We start from the raw sequence: 16,452 nt of genomic DNA on the forward strand, positions 1-16,452 counted from the left end.
CCGCCGGGTAGGTTTAAAGTGACTGGCGGCCCACGGCGTCTGGGTGGACCTCGAAACCAAAAATTGTCCCCGTTTCGCCAAGAACGTGGTTACGTCCGCAAACTGCAATCGCCTTCCAGAGGCGTTCAACAGTGTCGGCAATGCGATGGTTGATCGACGTTTGCAGATAGTCCCATAAGGCGCTGTTTGTGGGATCCTCTGTCGCAGCTCTGTAGGCTGCGCCCACATGCAGATCCCGGAGAACGGCGTCCTCTATCCGCTGCCAGTGGGCGCTGGGACTTTCCCACGGTTGAGGCGTGTCTCCAAGTCGGTCCAGATGGTAAAAGCGCCCGGACTGACCATATCTGCTGAGGGTGGCGATTAGCGGGCTGACAACGGCATCAGCCTCAACCTCTGCTAACAGTCCGCGCACGTAATCTGTGCTGGCGGCCGTCCGTTGCGACAGCTCTGTCATGACAGATGTGTGCATGTCGGTAAGGTTATGACCAAATTCCTTCATCTGAGCTTTAGTCGGCCAGGATTGCGCTGCGTCCAGAGATGCAATGCCAAGCGTGAGCTTGTATAGCTTTTCGATCCCAATTGAAAGCATGGTCAAGACTGGATCCCGCGTTGTGTCCAGGAGCGCTGCCGTGCGAACCGCACGCGTTCCATATGCCAGCAAATTTCTTGCAGAAGTCATTTCTTCTATGAGCGCGAAGGACTTTTCGCCTTCTAAGTGGGGAATCGTCAAGTTTCCGCCTTTACGGAGTATTCGAGATCCGTTCCCCTCAATTTTCTGACCAGCTAGCGGACAAATTTGTCGAGGCGTCGGCGTTGCTCTAATGTCGCTGGGCAGTCGTCGAGCCGTCCAGATCGGAGACGGTTTCGGTCAAAGGTAGCTCTTCACCGTGGCCCGAAGAGCTTCAGTGTGTTCGTAAATCTCCTCGAGCGAGTTGATGGGCACACGAGTCTCTTCTTTGCTTTCGTCAAAGATGCCGATGTACTTCTGGGTTCGGTTGAAGTGCAGCCGTGCAATGGGTTTGCGGTTGTTGTCGTCGAGTAGCACAGCAAAGTAGGACTTGGCATCACGCTGCGCCACGCGAACTGGCTTTACTTCGCTGCAAACGATGGCGCGCACAATTTGGTAGCCCTCAATTTCTTCAAGCGTCGTCTCCAAACCGTCAGCTTCGGCGAGGTCCGCTTCTGCGACTGGAGCACTGGTCACGGCGGTAGCTACCGCGGCGTCCTCGGTTTGCGGGAAACCAGGGTTGCCGAGCGCCTTCTTCAGCCGTTCGTTCACCTGGTCATTGAGGAATTGCTTGGTGGCTTTCCCAACCAGCGTGGTGAACTGCTCCCGCACCTTCTGCGTGTACGGCCCGGAATAGACCCTGGCTGTAAGGAACTTGACCCATTCATCTTCTGGTTCCTTGAACTGCGCAGCCAAGGTGCGCTTCAGTTCACCGATGTATTTCAGTTCGCCCGCGGCGCTAATGATCGAGTCGAGATCGAAAACATCCTTGGACAGCTTCTGCAGTTCCGGGATCAAAGACTGGTCGATGTCGTTCAGATCCAGCACAAGGAAGGGCTTGGCGTCCATGCGGTTCGGCGCGTCGAGGTCCGTGAAGAACTGGTAGACCTCGCCATTGGTAAGGATGGCAATCCGAGCATTGGTGACCGCAAAGTAGCGGAAGAGCTGTGATGCGTGCTCGATCTTCACCGGCTCAGTGGACTTCTTGCATTCGATCAGAATCTGGACTTCGCCGTCCTTCACGATGGCGTAGTCGATCTTCTCGCCCTTTTTGAGCCCCACGTCGGCAATGAACTCGGGAACGACTTCCAGCGGATTGAAGACGTCGTAACCAAGAATTGTCGAGATGAATGGCATCACGAATGCGTTCTTGGTTGCCTCTTCTGTTTGAATCACGCTCCGCTGCTGACGCACCTTTGCCGCCAGAGCTGAGAGTTTTTCCGCGAATTCCATGTCTTACCCCCAATAAGTCCCCTGTAGCTGGACACCAATGCGTGCCCAACAGCAGTTCAAAGCTGCTGCAGCAAAACTTACATCCGAGGAGCGACATTTACACGCAACCGACTAATAGCCGCCGTCATGTTGCACGGAGTCCCCATCGAGTACCAGCCCAGGGAGTTGACCCCCGCATCCCACGCCAAAACAAAAGCGGACGACGACGGGTGCCCACCCGCCGTCGTCCGCTCCGCGCAGCCGCCCAGCCGGGGCGGCCCATAAAACTACCTCAGTGCCACAACCCCAGGGCGAACTCTGCGATCACTGTGGACAGCAGGAACGAGGCCGTGATGGCCACCAGCCCCACCGGGATGATCTTCCATCCGATGTTCTTCAGGAGCGGGATGTCCTTGCCCAAGGAGAGGCCCGCCAGGGTCAGCATCACCGTGGCGATGGACAGGAAGTCCACGGTCTTGACGGCCGCGTTGAGGGCATCGGCCCCGAAGAACCACGGGCTCGAGATGTACGCGCCGATAGTCGTGATGAACACGATCGCCGAGATCTTCCGGGTGACCTTGGCCAGCGCAATGCTCACCAGGACCAGCGCCAGCAGGACCCCATACCCCAGCACAATCGAGAGCGACAGCCCCTTCGCCGCAACAGAAGCAGTTCCAATACCTAGCACCGTCAGCACGGACAGGGAGAGCCACAGCGGCAGCTTCATCTCGGCCGAGGACTCCGCCACCCGCTCACGGAACAGCCGGTTCTCCTCAGCCTGGGCGGCCTCGCGCTCGGCGTCGGCAGCAGATACAGCGGGAGCACCAGCACCAGCACCAGCACCAACCACCTCACGGCTCGCTTGCTTCCGCGTCAGCACCCGGTAGAACTTGTCCGCCAGCGGCAGCGCAATGTAGATGCCCACATACACACCCAGCACCGTGGTGATCAGGTTGGACACGGCGGCCATGCCAAGGACAGCGTCCTGGTCGCCCGGGTACGCGGCGGTGATGCTCGCGACGGACGCAGCCATCATGGAACCGGACCCCACGCCGGCGCCCATGGCCAGCGCCAGCGGATCGAAGATCTTCCAGTTGGCCACCAGCGAGGTCAGCAGCGTGATGAAAACGGCACCGAACAGCGTCCCGAACACATACATGGCAAGCACGCCGCGGTACTGGTCCGAGTCCGGCCCGTACTTCTCGGACACCATGGCGAAGGACGGCTCACGGTCCAGCGAGAACGTGGCACCCACCGTCGCCTTGCCCATCCGCAGCAGCACAGCCAGCGGCAGCGCCAGCACGATGGTGCCCAGCAGGTGGCCCACCTCCTGCAGCAGCAGCGCCGGGCCCGCCTTCAACAGGGTGGGCAGGCTGGGGCCGATGTTGAACGCCAGCCGCGCCACCAGCAACAGCACGGCCACGCCCACCAGCGCCGCCGCCACCCGCTGCAGGTCGATGCCCAGCGGCTTGAACTTCTGGATGGACACCAGCAGGCCCAGGATCAGGCCCCACACCATGGGGAAAATGATGATGGCGCCGATGCCCAGGTCGATCTTCGCCTGCCCAATGAACTGGACGGCGAGGGCAATCACGAACGCCAAAGCTGCAATGGGGATGGTCAGCTTGGTGCCGGCCTTATCGGTCCGGGCTGTTGTGACAGTGCTCATGATGCGCCTTCCTGGGTGAAAGTACGACGGCGGTACGCCGCTTGGGTGAAGCGTTGACGTTGGGAGGGGGTTGAGGCAGCCGCGGCAACGGTCCAGGCCAGCGCGGTGCCGGCCTCGAACATCACCCCGTACGCCTGCGGAGTGTCCGCCAGTGCGGCGAACGCGTGCGAATGGATGGGAACGTCCGCACCGGGAATGCTCAGCCACGGGTGCAGGGACGGGATGACCTGGGAGATGTTGCCCATGTCCGTGGAACCGCCGCTCAGGCCTGCCGCAGGGGAGGTGTCCTTGCCGAACGCGTCCATCGCCGCCGTCCAGTGCGCGGCGAGGTCGTCATCCTGGATCAGCGGTTCGTACAGCGGTTCGGTGTCCTCGAACGCCAGCGTGGTGCCGGTGGCCAGCGCCGCCCCTTCGAAGGAGCGCCGCACCCGCACCAACAGCGCCTCGAACTCGGGCAGGGTGAAGGCCCGGCACTCGAACTCCACCACGGCTTTCTCCGGAATGATGTTGGTGACGTGGCCGGCCTCCGCCACAAAACAGGCGATCCGGTGGTCGGACGGGATCTGTTGGCGCAGCAGCCCGATCGCCACTTGGCTCAGCACCGCCGCATCGGCGGCGTTCACGCCCAGGTGCGGGGCCGCAGCCGCGTGAGCGGCCTTGCCGGTGAACGTCGCCTTGTAACGGCCCACGGCTTGGGCGCTGGTCCCGGCCGGGTTGTAGGTGACCCCGTCCTGGACCGGGTGGACCATCAAAGCCAGCCCCACGCCGTCGAACGCTCCCTGCTCCAGCATCAGCGCCTTGCCGCCGCCGTGCTCCTCCGCGGGGGTGCCGATGGCCTTGAGCGTGATGCCCAGCTCATCCACGTACGGCTGCAGCGCAAGGGCCGCGGCCACCGACGCGCCGGCGATCAGGTTGTGCCCGCAGGCGTGCCCGATTCCCGGCAGCGCGTCGTATTCCACGCAGAGCGCCACGGTCAGGTCGCCGCTGCCGGCGGTCGCCGTGAAGGCGGTGGGCAGCCCGGCGCTGCCGTGCTCCACCTCGAAGCCGCCCTCAGCCAGCAGCGTGGTGATGGCCTCGGCAGACTTCACTTCCTCGAAGGAGAGTTCCTTGAAGCCGTGGATGTCCTTGGCCAGCGCCTCAACGCGCGGTTTCCAGCGTTCGACGCCGTCCGCCAAGGCAGTGCGCAGCGCACCTGCAGCGGGGGTTGTTGTGTCAGTCGTATGCACGGGTCTCCTAGTAGGACAGTGACGGGAAGGGGGATCCGGCGGCGCGCGTTGGCACCCACACGGCCTTGGTCTGGGTGTACTCGTCCAGCACGCCCGGGCCGGAAGAACGTCCGTGGCCGGAATCGCCGAAACCGCCGAAGGGGACTGCCACGTGGATGGTCTTGTAGGAGTTGATCCAGAACGTGCCGGCCTTGACCTCGCGGGCCACGTGGTGGGCGCGGGACACATCCGAGGTCCACACCGCTCCGGCCAGGCCAAAGCTGGTGTTGTTGGCGCGGGCGATGGCCTCGGCCTCGGTATCGAATGCGTCCGCGCCCACCACGGGGCCGAACACTTCGGTGGTTTCCAGCCGGTTCGCCGGGGTGACGCCGTCCAGCAGCGTGGGCATGACCCAGTGGCCGCCTTTCAGCGCCGAGCCGCTCAACGCCTCCGGCAACGCTGACCCGGTCAGGCGACGGCCGCCGTCGTCCATTCCCGCCTCGATCAGGCCGGTAACGGTGGCAAACTGCTGCGCGGTGATGATGGGGCCCACCTCGGTGTCTGCGCTGAGCGGATCACCCACCCGCAGCAGGGCGGCCTTGGCGGCGACCATCTCCACGAACTGGGCGTGCACTCTGCGCTCCACCAGGAGCCGCGACCCGGCCACGCAGGACTGGCCCGCACCCGAGAAGATGGCGGAGATGGCGCCGTCCGCGGCGCGGTCCAGGTCGGCGTCGGCGAAGACGATATTGGCGCTCTTGCCGCCGAGCTCCAGCAGGGCCGGGATACCCGCCTGGGCTGCGGCCACGGCGACACGGCGCCCGGTGGGGACCGAACCGATGAAGCTGACTTTGCCCACCCGCGGGTCGGTGGTGAGTGCCGCGCCCACGGTCTGGCCCAGGCCCGCGGCGACGTTGAAGACGCCCGCCGGCAGGCCCGCTTCATGGGCGATCTGGGCCAGCCGGACCGACGACGCCGGGGTGAATTCGCTGGGCTTGATGATCACCGCGTTGCCAGCGGCCAATGGGGCGGCAGAGTTCCAGCCGGCGGTGAACAGCGGTGCGTTCCAGGGCGTGATGGCGACGACGACGCCCCACGGCACGCGCTCGGTGTACGTGTGCCAGTTGCCCGGAACGGGGATGGTCTGCCCGGTGAGCTTGTCCGCCCACCCGGCGTAGTACCCGAACATTTCGGCCACCTTGGCCGCCTCTGCCCGGGCGTCCCGGATGGGCTTGCCGGTGGTGGCGGACTCCAGGATGGCCAGTTCCTCAGCGTGCTGCTCCACGGCGCGGCTGACGTTCCGGAGGATGGCGGCCCGCTCGAAGCCGTTCAGCGCGCCCCAAACCCGGGCGCCCGCCGTCGAACTTTCCAGGATGGCGTTGGCACCCTCGGCGCCGGGGTCCGCGTAGGTGGCGAACGGCTCGCCGGTGGCCGCTGCGGTGAGCGTGATGCTGTCTCCGCTGCCGGTGGCGACGCGGCCGTCAACGAACGCGCCGAGGCCCGCCGGGAAGGCGGCGTCCAGGACCGACTTGGCGGTGGCCGTGGAGGAGGAGGTGGGTGCTGTGGTGATACTCAAGTTCTTGTTTCCTTTGGGGATGTTGACGCCGGTGGCTCTAGGCCGCGGAGTTGGAGGCCGGGGCGCCGGCCGGGGTGATGGCGGGGGCCACGGTGCGGGCGATCTCGGTGAAGTCAGCCCGTGGGCCAAGGACTGCCAGGGCGTCCTGCCACTGGTTGGCGACGGCGGCCAGGAGCGCGGGCTTCTCGCCGATCTGGGCGGCAACGTCCACGGCAAGGGCGGCGTCCCGGGCCATCAGGCCCATGGAGAAGCCCGAATCGTGCGTGCCGGTGAGGACCCAGTTGGGGTACATGGCGGCCGAGACTTTGCTGCCGCCGGAGGCTCCGCTGATGCTGGCCGCTGCCGTGGCGGGGTCGATGCCGTAGGCCTTGGCCACGCCCAGCGCCTCGCCCACGGAGGCGAGGTTCGCAGCGGCCAGGACGTTGTTGAGGAGCTTGACCACGTTGCCGCTGCCGGGGCCGCCGATGTGGCTGTAGTTGCCGCCGGTGAGCGCCAGCAGAACTGGTTCGGCGGCTTTCAGAGCGGCGTCCGTGGCCCCCACGAAGGCGCTGAGCGTTCCCGTTGCGGCGCCGTCGCGGCCACCGGAAACGGGGGCGTCGATGAATGCCGCACCGGCGGCCTCCGCGAGCTGGGCCATGTGCTTGCTGGTGGCGGGCTCGGAGGTGGTGGTGTCAATGATGGCGACCGTTCCCGGGCTGGCCAGAAGCTGCGGCACGGTGGTTTCGACGATGCCGGCAGCGGGCAGTGAAAGGACTGCGTAAGGTGTTCCGGCCAGGCTGGACAGGGTGTCCGTGGTGCCGATGCCGGTTTCTGCGGCTGCTTGGCGGGCGGCTTCCGAGGGGTCGAAGCCGGTGACGTCCCAGCCCGCCTTGTGCAGGGTGGCGGCCATGGCTCCGCCCATGGCGCCGAGGCCGATGACGGCGACGCGGTTGTTTTGTGGCTCGTTCATAGAGGTACTCCTGGTGGCTGTTGGTGGTTCTGCGTGCCGCGGTTTTGTATTTGCGGCGCAGCTAGTCGAGGTAGATGTCCAGGTCTTTCCAGAGCTGCTGGGTGCGGCGGATGGTGGCCCGGCTGCGCTCCGGATGTGCTGCCTCCATGCCCGCGAGCAGACCGTAGACCAGTGAGTTTGCGGCGGTGACGGACTGGAAGAAGGAGATGCCTTCGGAAGCGACCACCAGGAGGTGGTCCGCGGCGGTGGCCAGGCGGCCGCGGCGCAGGTCGCTGATGGCAACAACCGTTGCGCCTGCCTCTTTCGCGGCTTCGGCGGCGATGATGATCTGCTTGACGGAGCGCCACATGTTGATCACCACCAGGACATCACCGGGCCCAAGGCTGTTGGTGCTGGACGCCAAGTGGGGGCCGGCACGGTTTTCCAGGCTGATCGGGTAACCCATGGTGGAACCCAGGTGGGCCATGACGCTGGCGGGGCCGGCAAAGGAGCCGATGCCGACGACGGTGATGGACTTCGCTGACGCCAGCGCGGCGATGGCCGCCTCGGCTTCCTCGGGGGTATTCGAGTCCAGCGTCAGGCGGAGGTTTTCGATGTCGTGGGTGATGGCTTCGTACAGCGGGCTGCGGGTTTCGCCGTGCTCGGTAAGGGTGTCCTCGGTGGAGATCATCACCAGGTAGCGGGACCGGAGTTCCCGCTGCAGGTCAGGCCAGCCGCGGTAGCCCAGGTGTTGTGCCGTGCGGACCACGGAGGAGCTGTTCACGTCCGCGCGCTGGGCAATCTCGGCGATGTCCGCGTAGGAGGACAGCTGCGGGTTGCGGCGGATGACCTCCACCACGCGGCTCTGGGCCTTGGTCAGCGCAACGTCCGGCAGGGCATCACCAAGCCACGCGTGGGAGCTGATGCCGGAGCCGTTGCCGTCAATGTCGGCGGCGCGCCCGGGTGCCGGCTCTGCTGCTGACACTGCTGCCGGCTGGGGTGCCTGCCCTGGTGCCTGCTCTTCTGCCTGCTCTGTGGAAGCGCTGGGGTTCACGCTGGTGCCCGTCCTGTAACGCAGATCACTCTGCAAGTTCAATTGCATCTAATGTACTCTGCAATTTCGTTTGGCGAACAGTGTTTTGCGTTTCGGGGATGTAAAACCTAGCCTGTTGCGGCCCTTTCAACCGACAAGAGCCTCGCGTAGTTCAAGCACATGCTCGCGCCCTCGTTGGCCGGAACCCTGTTCCCGTCCACGCTTACGTGGTCCCCGTGGGTCAAGACCGAGCCGTCCGGCAAAACCGCAGCCTCCCCGTCCAGGCTGGTGCCCGCCGGAAAGATCAAGGTCCAGTCGGTGCCGTCCTTCCCGAGCAGGATGAGGCAGCCGGCGCCATCCCTGGACACCTGCCCCGCCACCGTGGCTTCCACCCGCGGCCCTGACGGTGCACTCTCGACCGTGAGTGCCTTGGTGCCCCCATCCGAGACGAGCAGCTTGGTGGTGAGCTCCCGCTGGACCGCGGGAGCGGGACTCGCGGCAGCCGGTTGCGCGGGATCCTGCGCTGAACAGGCCGCCAGCGCGAAAAGGGCTGCAACGGCCGTGCCGACGGTAATGATGTGCTTCATTTCTGTTCCCCCTACAGAAAGCTGAAATCCCAGCCTACGGCCCAGAACCCGTACCCGCAGGCTCCCTTCAGCACCTTGGCAAGGCGTACGACGGCGGGTGGGCACCCGCCGTCGCACGCCTCCGTGCTGCGCGGCTGCTTTGGTACCTCGCGGGCTGTCTGTTCCAGCCGGGGTGCAGGTTGTTGGCGTCACCCCAAAATGTCAGACCCTGCTGCGAAGATTTTGGTTATGGAAGCCGGTGTGGTGGCAGGTGCGGGAGGCAGGGCGGCAATCGCCTCTGCGGTCGCCTCTGTGGCCGGGCTGGTCCATGAATTGGAGCGGGTCGTGGCCGGAGGCAGCCCGGCTGGCGCAGGGCCCGATCCGTTGCGGGAGCTGTCCGAAGCCTCCCTTGAGGGACTGGAAGTGCTGGCCCGGATTGAGGCGGCAACAGCCGCGGCCAAGGTCAGGATGATCGCCGTCCACGCGGAGGCGGCAACCCTGTTGGAGGCACCCCCGGTCGGCGCATACAGGGAATCAGCCCAGGAAATGACAATGGTGGCGGAGATCGCCTGCGTACTCACCATCGGCGAACGCGCCGCATCGGCCCTGCTGGGGCAGGCCCACGCGCTGACCACCACGTTGCCGGCGGCTCTGGATGCGTTGCAGGCAGGCACCATTTCGTGGCAGCACGCCCGTGCCGTGGTCGACGAAACCACCGGGCTCGAACCCGCCCGTGCTGCGGCTTTGGTGGCCCATTTCTTCGACCCAGGGGACCCGAACCCTGCCCGCGGCGCAGCGCCCGGCGACCTCGTGCCGTCGCGCTTCCGGCGGAAGGCCCGGGCCTGGCGGGAGCGCACCTATCCGGACTCGTTGGAACAGCGGCACGCTATTGGCGTGGCGGACCGGCGGATGGAATACCGGCCGGACGTGGATGGCATGGCGTGGCTTTCCCTGTACCTTCCCGGCGATACGGCCTGCGCGGTGTGGAACAAGGCGTCCGCCGTGGCCCGCGGGTTGCAGGGCCCCGGGGAGGACCGCACCCTGACCCAGTTGCGTGCAGATGTCGCGGCCGCACTCCTGATGGGTGCCAGGGCTGGTGGCGCGGCTGTTGCCGGCTCGAACCCCGCGGCCGGCTCGAACCCCGGGGCTGCCTCGAAGCGTAATGCCGCCTCGAACCCCGGGGCTGGCGACGACGGCCACGATGCCCGCTCGTTCGATGCCGGCAACGGCCCCCATGCCGAGGACGGCAACCCTTACGCCGTTGACCTGAGCAGGATTCCCACACCAAAAGCAGACGTCCTGGTCACCGTGCCCGTCTTTTCCCTGCTGGGGCTCACGGATGAACCGGCCGACCTTGACGGGTTCGGTCCCATTCCGGCGTCCATGGCGCGCAGGCTCGTTGCGGACGGGGCTGGTTCGTTCTACCGGGTGCTGGTGGACCCGCGGGACGGGGCGCCGCTGGAGATCGGACGCACCAGCTACCGGCTGCCGGAAAGCATGAAGCGGTGGATCCGGATGCGTGACGGCAGGTGCACCTTCCCCGGCTGCAGCAACCACACCCAGGACAACGAAACAGACCACCTCACCGCCTGGCAACACGGTGGAGCCACTGGAATCAGCAACCTGGGGCAGCTGTGCCCCAAGCACCACCGCCTGAAACACGGCTCCACGTGGACGCCCACCCCGGCAACCATGAACGAGCCACCCGGATGGACTTCCCCTGCCGGCCGTCACTATCCGGCCGAACAACCTGACTGGCAGAAACCGCAATGGCCGCCCGGATTCCCGGCAGCGGAATGGATCGTTCCGCCGGGCTGCCCACCGGGTGGGGCCAGCCCCTTCGAGGAAATCATCGTGGCGTACCTCGCCTCGTGACGCCACGGCACAGAGTTAGAACACTGCTGCGGCGAAACTGCCGCGCCGACGCAGCGGCCGATGCAGCGAAGGGGGGGCGACGGCGGATGCGTGCCGCCGTTGTCCGTTCCGTGCCCGGCCCATGACCGTGCCCCAGCAATGTCCCGGCCAGTTCATCCCTACGCAACCACCACGTCCACCTCCGTTCTTTCGGGCGGACAAGCCTTGGCAGGCACCCACTGCCCGGCGGCTCGCGATACAAAGGGCGGAAGGCCCACCGTCCAAGGAGTACCCCGTGTTCGTAAGATCCACCCTGGCCACGCTTGCCGTCCTCGCCACCCTCGCCGGAGCAGCCGCAGCTCCCGCCCAAGCAGCCGACAACACAAGCGACAGCAGCCAGGCCTTCACCTTCGGCGTTATCGGCGACATTCCCTATGGTGCGGCCGAGATCGCAAAGTTCCCGTCGCACATCCGGGACCTCAACGCCGATGAGGACCTGAAGTTTGTAGCACACGTGGGCGACATCAAGAACGGCTCCTCCGTCTGCTCCAACGAGTACTTCTCCTACATCCGCTCCCAGTTCGACACCTTCACCCACCCGCTGGTCTACACGCCGGGCGACAACGAATGGGTGGACTGCCACCGAACCAACAACGGCGCCTACAACCCGCTGGAGCGCTTGGACAAGATCAGGGAGGTGTTCTTCAACGAACCTGGCAAGACGCTTGGCGCCACCATGCCCGTCAAGAGCCAGGCGAACCTGGGGCTGCCCGAGGACGTCCGCTTCACCAAGAACCGGGTGGCTTTCTCCGTTCTGAACGTCCAAGGCAGCAACAACTCGCTCCTGCCGTGGACGGGGTTGGGCAAGACCGCTCCCACGCCGGAACAGCTCGCCGAGGTGGAACACCGCACGGACGCCGTCCTGGCCCAGATCCACCAGACCTTCGCCGATGCCAAGCGCAGCAACGACCGGGCCGTGGTACTCATGCAGCAGGCGGACATGTTCGATCCCGCGCTGCTCGCCGACGCCGCCGCCGACCCCAAGACCGTGTCCGGCTTTCGGGAGGTCGTGCAGGCAATCGTGGACGAAACGAACCGCTTTGACGCCCCGGTCTACCTCGTCAACGGCGACAGCCACGTCTTCGCCCAGAACCAGCCCCTCGCCGCCGGCTCGCCCTGGCTGGATATCTACGGTTCGCCGGCCGCGGACAACCTGCAGCGCATTACCGTGGACGGCGCCAATAACGCCGTCGACTACCTCCGCGTCACCGTGTCAGGCAACAACGCCAAGGGTGCAGACGTCCTGAGCTGGGAAAAGGTCCCGTACAGCGGGTAGCACCACACTGAAGCGGACGACGGCGGGCGCCCACCCGCCGTCGTCCGCTTTCCTGTGTGCCGGAAACCGGCCGTCCTAGAGCCGGAGCGCCATGAACACGCTGTGGGGATCCAGCACATAGCCGGCGAATGGTGCGCACTCGGTGAATCCGTGGCGGGCATAGAGGCGTCGGGCCGGGGCGAAGTAGTCCTCGGTCCCGGTTTCCAGGTAGACGCGCTCCAGGTTCCGGGACCGCGCGTCGGCGAGGATGTGCCGAAGCATGAGGCTGGCGATGCCTCGTCCCCGAGCCGATGTGGTGGTGCGCATGGACTTGATCTCGCCCTTCCCGGCTGCGCCCGGTGTGGAGCCCAGGAGCTTGAGTGCCCCGCAGCCCAGCAGTGCACCCTGCTCGCGGGCGGTCCAGAACGTGATGGATGGGGCGGAGAGCGCGGAATGGTCCAGCGCATGCACGCTTTCTGGAGGCGAGGTGGCGAACATGTCCGCCAGGTGCTCGCTCAGGAGCCGGTGGACGTCGTCGCGCTCGGGGCTGTCCCGCTCTATGGAAATCATCACTTCAAAGGTACCGGTTGCCTGCGGCGCCGCGGTGTGCGACTATTCGGGGGATCGTGATCCGAATGCAGGAGGTGAGACCCATGAATGCAGTATCCGCAATGGGTGCTCCCTCGCAGTCCACGATCGCGCGGCTGAACTAGCCGCCACCGGGAGCGCCGCACAGGCTATTCGCGAAAGGCGACTCCCATGAATACAACACCTTCCTCCCAACCACGCCCCTCCCAGGGTTCACTTCCCGGCCGCGCACTGGTCCTTGGCGGGGGCGGATCAACGGGCAATGCCTGGCTGATCGGCGTCCTGGCGGGCCTCGCCGATGCCGGATTGGACGTGACCCGGGCCGACCGGGTCATCGGTACCTCCGCCGGATCCACGGCCGCAGCCCAAATCGCCGGGGCACCCCCGGCCGAACTATATGCTGCCATCCTGGACGCGCCTTTGCCGCCACAACGCCGCCCTCCAGCCGGCCACGCCCCTGCCATGCCGGTGTCCGACCACCTGGAACGGACCGGCAGGATCATTGCCGCCGCCGAGGATGCGGCCGACATGCGCCGCCGGATGGGTGCGGTTGCCCTGGAAATGGCGGCTGCCCGGAACCCTTCAACGGCGACCGCTCCGGTGCAGGACAGTTCTGCCCAAGAGAGTTCAGCCCAGGGCGGTTCCCTCCGGGAGCAGTGGCGCGCAACAGTTGCAACGCGGCTCCCCACGCTCGAATGGCCGCAGCACGAGCTGCTGATGACCGCGGTTGATGCCCACAGTGGCGAACCGGTGGTGTTCCACCGGCACAGCGGCGTGGACTTGGTGGACGCCGTGGCCGCCAGCTGCGCCAGCGGCTTCGCGTACGGGATCGGGAACCGCAGCTATATCGACGGCGGCTACCGGCGCAACGAGAACGCCGACCTGGCGGCCGGGTGCGGGCGGGTGCTGGTCCTCTCGCCCTTCGGGGGCAGGACACGGATGCCGCTGGAGTGGAACATGCAGCTCGCAGCGCAGGCCGATGAGCTGCGGGCCACCGGCAGCGTGGTGGAAACGGTCTTCCCGGACGTCGGCTCGGAACACATGTTCGGTGCCAACGCCATGGACCTGCGGCTGCGCCCCGCAGCCGCCCAGGCTGGCTACACCCAAGGAACGGCCCTTGCCGGGCGGCTTGCCGCCTTCTGGAGCTGACGCCTCCGGGGACGCGTTCGACGGCGGGTGCGCGTTCGACGGCGGGTGGGCGCCCGGCGTCGAACGTGCCCCGCTACAGCGTGGCCAGGAAATCCTCCGCGAACCTCTTCACGCCGTCCCATTCGGTGTAGACGTAGTCCCGGGACGTATCGGTGTCCAGGGAGCCCTTGTCGCCGGCGATCTTCTTCATGATGAGGCGCTTGATGAACCCGTAGTGCGTGTACAGCAGGGCGCCCCCGAACAGCGCCACATGGGCCGGCCGCCAACCGGTTTGCTCCTCGAACTCCCGGACGTAGCTCTCGGCGTTTTCGGCATCCCCGTGCGCGGCCAGGCTGACGGAGAACAGGGCGGATGGGAGCCGCTCCAGGGTTTCCCGGTTCTTCCGGACAAAGTCCTGGACGTATTCCTCGTGCTTGCCCATGTGCACCGATGCCCCCACCAGGACCGCGTCACACCCGGGCGGGATCGAGTCGCCTGCCTGCTTGATGTCCGCAACGCGGGCCTGGTGCCCATGCGCCTGGATGACGTCCCCAATGAACTCGGCGATCCTGGCCGTCTGGCCCTCGGTGGTCCCGTACGGGATGTAGATGCTGCCCATCGTTGGCCTCCTGGTGGTGTCCGGACCGGGTCCTGTATTACCTTGCCGAATTCCCGGTCCGTGGCGTAGGGCCCAACGTCCCGGAAGTTTTTGGCGCATGAGCCTTTGGCACTTCTCAGAGGGGATGACAAAAGGAGCGAAGAATGTCGGAGGCGGTCAAAATTATGAATTCGCCATAACTGGCGAGGTCACGTCATTGGTCCCGATTTTGCTGCCCTGCCAGGCCTCAGGCCGGGCAGGACGGCGGGACTGGCTAAAAAAGCAAAGGAGCGTATGGTGGCCGTTAACGCGAGAGAAGGGCGTGGTTCCGGTGTCTGGAAAATCAAAAGGCGGAGCGGCCAAAAAGGTCGGCAAGTCGATCCTTGAGAAACGTGCCGAGAAAAAGGCGAAAACCGAAAGCAGTGAGCTTCACGTTATAAAGCAGCGCAAGAACCACCGTTGACTGGGCTGCCGGCCAGGACTCCTAGCCCGGCTGGCTGCCTGTAGGCCGCCAGGGACGCTACTCCGGACCCTTGTCGATGACGCAGAACCGGTTGCCGTCCGGATCCTCAAGCACCACGAAGTCCGGGTCCTCCGGGTACAGATCCCAGTCCACGCGCTTGGCGCCGAGGGAGACCAGCCGCTCCACCTCCGCGGCCTGATCGTCCGCGTACAGGTCCAGATGGATCCGCGGGTAAGCCTGGACAGATGTTTCGCTGAGCATGAGGGACAGGTGGGCGCCGGGGCCCGACGACGGTTCGAGGGTCACCCAGGTGTCGTCACCAGGTTCCCGGGGGACATAGCCGAGGGCTTCATGCCAGAAGGTGGTAGCGGCGGCGACGTCGTTGACGCCGAGGACGATGGTGCCGATGGTCAACATCCGCCCAGCCTAAACCGGCCGGGGCAGGTCCGGCTAGACTCGCCTGCATGGGGGAAAACAACACATCCGGGGAAGAACGACCATCCAAACGCGCCAAACTGCCCGCCGTCGTCGTGCCCTGCCTCGGTCTGGCGGCAGTGCTGGTCGGCTGCCTCGTCGCGTACCTTAACCGCGACTTCACGGGCTGGGTTGCCTACGCTCCCTTGAGCAACCAGCCTTTCAGCGCCAACGGGGCTGCGTTCATCACGCAAGGCACGCAGGCGGGCCTGGCTGTTGCCGGCGTGGGACTGCTGGTGCTCTCTTTCTGGGCAGGCATGGTTGCGGGCCGTCGGGCTGGCTCCGTCCGCCGTTAGCGGGGGAAGACCGCCAGGCCCTGCACGCCGCCAGCGGTGGCAACGGGGACGTGGATCTCGGGAAGTTGCTCGAACGCCGGTTTGGCGAACCAATAGCCCTGGAGCAGGCGGACGCCGGCTGCCTGCAAAACCCGGTATTCCGCCTCCGTTTCGATGCCCTCGGCGAGCACGGTGATGTTGAGGTCCCCGGCGATGGCCACGATGCCGGCGACCACTGCCTGCCGTGCGGGACTGCCGTCGATGCCGCGGATGAGCTTCATGTCGATCTTGATCAGGTCCGGCTGGAAGTCGACCAAGAGTCCCAGGCCTGCATGGCCGGCCCCGAAGTCGTCGATCGCCGTGATGAAGCCGTGCTTGCGGTATTCGGTGATGATATTGGTCAGGTGGGCGGTGTCTGTGACTTCTTCGTTCTCCGTGAACTCGAACATGATCGAGGACAACGGGAAGTCGGCTTTCGCAGCCGCAAGCAGTGTCGCGCGGAGGCAGGCGGCCGGTTCGTAGACCGCGTTGGGCATGAAATTGATGGAGAGCATCAGGTCCTCGCCGGCCGGGAAGAGCCGCGCCGCCAGTTCGATGGCCTTGACGCGGCAGTCCTGGTCGAAGCGGTACTTCTGCTCCGGGGAAACCCTCCGCAGGACCTCGTACGCGCCTTCGCCCGCCACGCCCCGGACCAGCGCCTCATAGCCCCACACCCTGCCGGCAACAGCGTCATAGATCGGCTGGAAAGCCATGCTGAAGTCGAAATCAAGCCGTGAAGATGTGGTGCAGCCGTCGCATGCCAAAGTTGGGGTCCTCTCGAATGGTTACTCAAGAGTAGGAC

Annotated in this window: 17 protein-coding genes; 5 read left to right on the plus strand and 12 right to left on the minus strand. The window is 65.6% G+C overall.

From position 1 onward, the window contains the following. Window positions 1–13 precede the first annotated feature (13 nt). The 8 genes from AC4EEO_RS01465 to AC4EEO_RS01500 all read right to left on the minus strand — a co-directional run bounded on the left by AC4EEO_RS01465 (window position 14) and on the right by AC4EEO_RS01500 (window position 8,937). Window positions 14–730 carry a hypothetical protein gene (locus AC4EEO_RS01465; protein WP_491330670.1) on the minus strand — a complete coding sequence of 239 codons (717 nt, stop codon included), beginning with the start codon at window positions 728–730 and terminating at the stop codon, window positions 14–16. A gap of 138 nt (window positions 731–868) precedes the next feature. Beyond that, a complete protein-coding gene (locus AC4EEO_RS01470; protein WP_491339711.1) occupies window positions 869–1,960 on the minus strand; it encodes a type I restriction endonuclease in 1,092 nt (363 codons plus the stop codon). 271 nt (window positions 1,961–2,231) lie between these two features. After that, on the minus strand, window positions 2,232–3,608 hold the full coding sequence (locus tag AC4EEO_RS01475; RefSeq protein ID WP_491339712.1) for a DUF3100 domain-containing protein: 1,377 nt from the start codon (window positions 3,606–3,608) through the stop codon (window positions 2,232–2,234). Continuing rightward, the gene (locus AC4EEO_RS01480) at window positions 3,605–4,834 is read right to left on the minus strand and encodes a M20 family metallopeptidase (RefSeq protein WP_491339713.1); all 1,230 of its coding nucleotides are present in this window, start codon (window positions 4,832–4,834) and stop codon (window positions 3,605–3,607) included. The genes AC4EEO_RS01475 and AC4EEO_RS01480 overlap by 4 nt, the downstream gene beginning before the upstream one ends. A 7-nt stretch (window positions 4,835–4,841) precedes the next feature. Continuing rightward, on the minus strand, window positions 4,842–6,389 hold the full coding sequence (locus tag AC4EEO_RS01485) for an aldehyde dehydrogenase family protein (protein WP_491339714.1): 1,548 nt from the start codon (window positions 6,387–6,389) through the stop codon (window positions 4,842–4,844). 37 nt (window positions 6,390–6,426) lie between these two features. Continuing rightward, window positions 6,427–7,338 (minus strand): NAD(P)-dependent oxidoreductase, encoded by a 912-nt coding sequence (locus AC4EEO_RS01490; protein WP_491339715.1) that lies wholly within the window; start codon window positions 7,336–7,338, stop codon window positions 6,427–6,429. A gap of 61 nt (window positions 7,339–7,399) precedes the next feature. Beyond that, complete coding sequence (locus AC4EEO_RS01495) at window positions 7,400–8,263, minus strand: MurR/RpiR family transcriptional regulator (protein WP_051083420.1); 864 nt, start codon at window positions 8,261–8,263, stop codon at window positions 7,400–7,402. A 215-nt stretch (window positions 8,264–8,478) separates the two neighbouring features. Continuing rightward, complete coding sequence (locus AC4EEO_RS01500; RefSeq protein WP_491339716.1) at window positions 8,479–8,937, minus strand: hypothetical protein; 459 nt, start codon at window positions 8,935–8,937, stop codon at window positions 8,479–8,481. Window positions 8,938–9,165: 228 nt separating this feature from the next. Here AC4EEO_RS01500 and AC4EEO_RS01505 point away from each other — a divergent pair, with 228 nt between their 5' ends. Both AC4EEO_RS01505 and AC4EEO_RS01510 read left to right on the plus strand, forming a co-directional pair. Then, window positions 9,166–10,791 (plus strand): HNH endonuclease signature motif containing protein, encoded by a 1,626-nt coding sequence (locus AC4EEO_RS01505; RefSeq protein WP_491339717.1) that lies wholly within the window; start codon window positions 9,166–9,168, stop codon window positions 10,789–10,791. A 274-nt stretch (window positions 10,792–11,065) separates the two neighbouring features. After that, complete coding sequence (locus tag AC4EEO_RS01510; protein ID WP_491330664.1) at window positions 11,066–12,106, plus strand: hypothetical protein; 1,041 nt, start codon at window positions 11,066–11,068, stop codon at window positions 12,104–12,106. Between the two features lie 75 nt (window positions 12,107–12,181). Here the strand turns inward: AC4EEO_RS01510 and AC4EEO_RS01515 are convergent, their stop codons facing one another. Then, on the minus strand, window positions 12,182–12,655 hold the full coding sequence (locus AC4EEO_RS01515; protein WP_491330663.1) for a GNAT family N-acetyltransferase: 474 nt from the start codon (window positions 12,653–12,655) through the stop codon (window positions 12,182–12,184). Window positions 12,656–12,844: 189 nt separating this feature from the next. On the opposite strand from AC4EEO_RS01515, the gene AC4EEO_RS01520 reads away from it, so the two are divergent. After that, window positions 12,845–13,822, plus strand: coding sequence for a patatin-like phospholipase family protein (locus tag AC4EEO_RS01520; RefSeq protein ID WP_491339718.1), 978 nt, complete (start codon window positions 12,845–12,847; stop codon window positions 13,820–13,822). A gap of 73 nt (window positions 13,823–13,895) precedes the next feature. Here the strand turns inward: AC4EEO_RS01520 and AC4EEO_RS01525 are convergent, their stop codons facing one another. After that, window positions 13,896–14,420, minus strand: coding sequence for a flavodoxin domain-containing protein (locus AC4EEO_RS01525; protein WP_018760947.1), 525 nt, complete (start codon window positions 14,418–14,420; stop codon window positions 13,896–13,898). A 97-nt stretch (window positions 14,421–14,517) separates the two neighbouring features. On the opposite strand from AC4EEO_RS01525, the gene AC4EEO_RS01530 reads away from it, so the two are divergent. Further along, a complete protein-coding gene (locus tag AC4EEO_RS01530) occupies window positions 14,518–14,862 on the plus strand; it encodes a hypothetical protein (protein ID WP_491339719.1) in 345 nt (114 codons plus the stop codon). 57 nt (window positions 14,863–14,919) lie between these two features. On the opposite strand, the gene AC4EEO_RS01535 is transcribed toward AC4EEO_RS01530, so the two are convergent. Further along, window positions 14,920–15,279, minus strand: coding sequence for a VOC family protein (locus AC4EEO_RS01535; protein WP_491339720.1), 360 nt, complete (start codon window positions 15,277–15,279; stop codon window positions 14,920–14,922). A 47-nt stretch (window positions 15,280–15,326) separates the two neighbouring features. Here AC4EEO_RS01535 and AC4EEO_RS01540 point away from each other — a divergent pair, with 47 nt between their 5' ends. Beyond that, window positions 15,327–15,632, plus strand: a complete 306-nt coding sequence (locus tag AC4EEO_RS01540) for a hypothetical protein (RefSeq protein ID WP_109045674.1) — start codon at window positions 15,327–15,329, stop codon at window positions 15,630–15,632. Here the strand turns inward: AC4EEO_RS01540 and AC4EEO_RS01545 are convergent. Next, a complete protein-coding gene (locus tag AC4EEO_RS01545) occupies window positions 15,629–16,363 on the minus strand; it encodes an EAL domain-containing protein (RefSeq protein WP_491339721.1) in 735 nt (244 codons plus the stop codon). The genes AC4EEO_RS01540 and AC4EEO_RS01545 overlap by 4 nt on opposite strands. Window positions 16,364–16,452 lie beyond the last annotated feature (89 nt).

It is taken from the genome of Pseudarthrobacter sp. MOO13, from assembly GCF_058267655.1.